General features: G+C 52.7%; 3 protein-coding genes. All 3 read right to left on the bottom strand.

The genetic code is table 11. The features are described from left to right. On the bottom strand, positions 1–996 hold a 996-nt coding region (locus RH85_RS09545; protein ID WP_006712010.1), incomplete at its 3' end, for a TraC family protein. After that, positions 996–1,409 (bottom strand): TIGR03751 family conjugal transfer lipoprotein, encoded by a 414-nt coding sequence (locus RH85_RS09540; protein ID WP_006712009.1) that lies wholly within the window; start codon positions 1,407–1,409, stop codon positions 996–998. The genes RH85_RS09540 and RH85_RS09545, both read right to left, overlap by 1 nt. Continuing rightward, on the bottom strand, positions 1,396–2,641 hold a 1,246-nt coding region (locus RH85_RS22055), incomplete at its 5' end, for a TIGR03752 family integrating conjugative element protein (RefSeq protein WP_006712008.1). The genes RH85_RS09540 and RH85_RS22055, both read right to left, overlap by 14 nt.

The following is a 2,641-nucleotide window of genomic DNA, read 5'->3' as shown; positions in this document are numbered from 1 at the left end:
ACGCTCACGCGCTTTCGATTTAGTTTGAGGCAGCAAGGTCATGGCCATCATGGTGCCTGGTGGTAGGTCATCAAAGACCACACTTTGCGGACGAGGCGCTTCGCCTTCATCTGGCACCACTTCACCAAAGATAGCGCCCGCTAAAAAGGCGTCGTTATCCCAGGTATCGAGCTCCATGACGCGATTGGCAACCGGCTTATCGCCATCAAACCACCAAATCCCATTTTCTGCATCAGAGCGAACCCCGCTACGAAGCAAACGCTCAGAGAAATCTTGGTCTATCATTGAGCGCGAAGGACGATAACGCAGCGTCTCTCCTCGAATTCCCGATGGATTGAAAAACGGGCTAAGCCACTCAAACGCCGCCTGTCCTGAGCAAGCACTAATGCCTATTCCTTGGTCTAGCAACGCATTAGGGCTTAGCAAGCGGCGGCGCAAGCTTTTTAGTTGTGAGCGGTTTTTATCCAGCTCAGCCGCTGTGCTTTTTTCGGGCATCCAGCGATAGATAGCCAATCGCACCTGACGCTCACGCGCGCGCCAAGGTCGGCTGTTGACCGCAAAAATCCCCTGCTCACGACCAATGATGTCAAAGTGGCGCTGGTCTTCTTCCAATACCACTTGGGTAAAGGCGTCTTTCACCCTTGCCTGTTGCAAAAGGCGTTCATGCACCTCACCAAAGCGGTCAATGTCTCGGGCAAAAAGCTGCACTATCCATGGGTTTTCATCGTCACACAAAGTCGTGAGTGTGTGCGCCACATGACGCACCACCGCATTGAGCTGTGATTGGGTTTTATCCTCGGTTGGCAGTGGCGTAATGGTAAAGAACAAACCTAAAGAGCGCGCATCTTCGAGCTGCACCAGCCCTTGCTCACCCACTTCTATCCACGGCAATTGCGAAGCAAAAGAGGGCGGCACACTGTAGCTCAGTGGTTCAACGCCATGCTCCAACCCTTCATTAAAAAAAGAAGTGACTTTGTTTTTCATGCGCTCAAGCATCACCAAGCCTCCCTTGGAAGAGTGGCCGGCGCCTGGGCAGGCGTTGCGTAATGCATGCGCTCATACAAAGGAAAAACCGTGCTATACCCGGGCACCGGAAGATTGCCCACGCGATGAGGTAAGACGTACATCACCACATCAGGATTGGGCAGACGCGGAAACAGGTTAATGGTTTCACGCCAGCTATCTCGGGTGTAATCGCTTTGGCGAGCCGCTAGTGTTTGTGGGGTTAATGGCCTTTTAAGCGCGCCCCACGCCTTGACCTCACTCGCCTCACCTTGCATGGTCTCGTGCCAAACTTGTTCAACATTGGTGTCAGGTTGTGGCAGTACCGCCTCTTGCGAGGTTGAACAACCCGTTAACCCCGCACCTACGCTCAGTAGCGTTAATAACAAAAAATTACGGCAGCGCATAAGAAGCCCCTTGTGTGGAAGTTTGGTAACGCACGCGATAAGGTACTTCTGGCACCGAGAGCGTGATGGGTTGACGAAGATGAATCGCCGCTTTTACGCCTGGCTCGACGTAGATGATGTCAAAGCTTGAGCCCATGCGAGATTGAATAAAGTCAGAGACGGTGCCTGTCAAAGCGGCAGCAGATTCACCGGCGGCATTTTTCATCGCACTGCCGGTGAGCGCAGAGGTGCTTGTCCCACCATCCACGGAAATGGTTTGCTGCGCGGTGGCAGCAGCTTTCGCCGCGGCAGTGGCCGCATCAAGCAATCCCTTGGTGGTGAGGTATTGCGGCGCATTTGAGATGCGAATGCCGGTCAGACACGGATTGCCATTTGGGTCAGCCAGATAACCCAAATCTTGGGTTTGTACACTGCTCCCATCAAAATCTGAGCTAATGGCTCCCTGCACTTCTGGGTAAGACAAAATCGTGCCGTCAGTGCGAATAAAATCTATTGATTCCACCGCGCCGCGCACACACTTCAAGCTCCAATCCCCCGTCACGGTGCCGGTCACAATCGCCCCTTGTACCTCTGGCAAGGTAAAGCCATTCGCCAATAGGTTTTTTGCTCCAATTACCATGGAAAAAGGATAAGGACTGGTCACTTGGCCATTAACAGGAATTCGCCCCATCAGCGCCGTTAAAGAGGTGGCGTCACCAAGCATCGCCCCACGATGTAAGGTATAGACAGGCGTACTTTGAGGGCTGCTGGCATCAAATGGTTCGCCCATTGCTGACACTCTCTCTTGCAGCGCCGCGGCGCCTTGCATTAAAGGCGTTATCCATTGGCCAACTTCATCTTTTTTGGCGTCCATCGGTTCGGTCCAGATAAGCTCGGAGGACGTAGTCGTTGTGGCCGGTGGGGACCATTCATCCACGCCATTTTCTCGTCCAGAGGCAATGCCGAGCTGCTCTAGCTCAAACTCTGGCACCTCGATAGCGATATCGTTCTGACGGTTTTTGAGCTCAGACAAATTACTCGAGAGTTTTTTCTCTATCTGCTCAAGCTGCTGATTAAAGCGATTGCTCATCGCTTCAATTTGTGCAGAGCTTTCGTTTTTTTGCGCTTCCAGCTCGGATTGCGTGCGTGCAAGCTCTAGCGCCATTTTTTGTTTATCTTCTTGGCCTTGAGTTAAACTGGCGGTTAAGGTGCGAAGCGTATCTTCTGGCGTATCACCAATAGCGCCGAGCGTT

The sequence above is a fragment of the Vibrio ichthyoenteri ATCC 700023 genome, from assembly GCF_000222605.1.
In the GTDB taxonomy this organism is placed as follows: domain Bacteria; phylum Pseudomonadota; class Gammaproteobacteria; order Enterobacterales; family Vibrionaceae; genus Vibrio; species Vibrio ichthyoenteri.
Note: the sequence above shows the minus strand (reverse complement) of the source record. Positions and strands in the feature narration are given on the sequence as shown.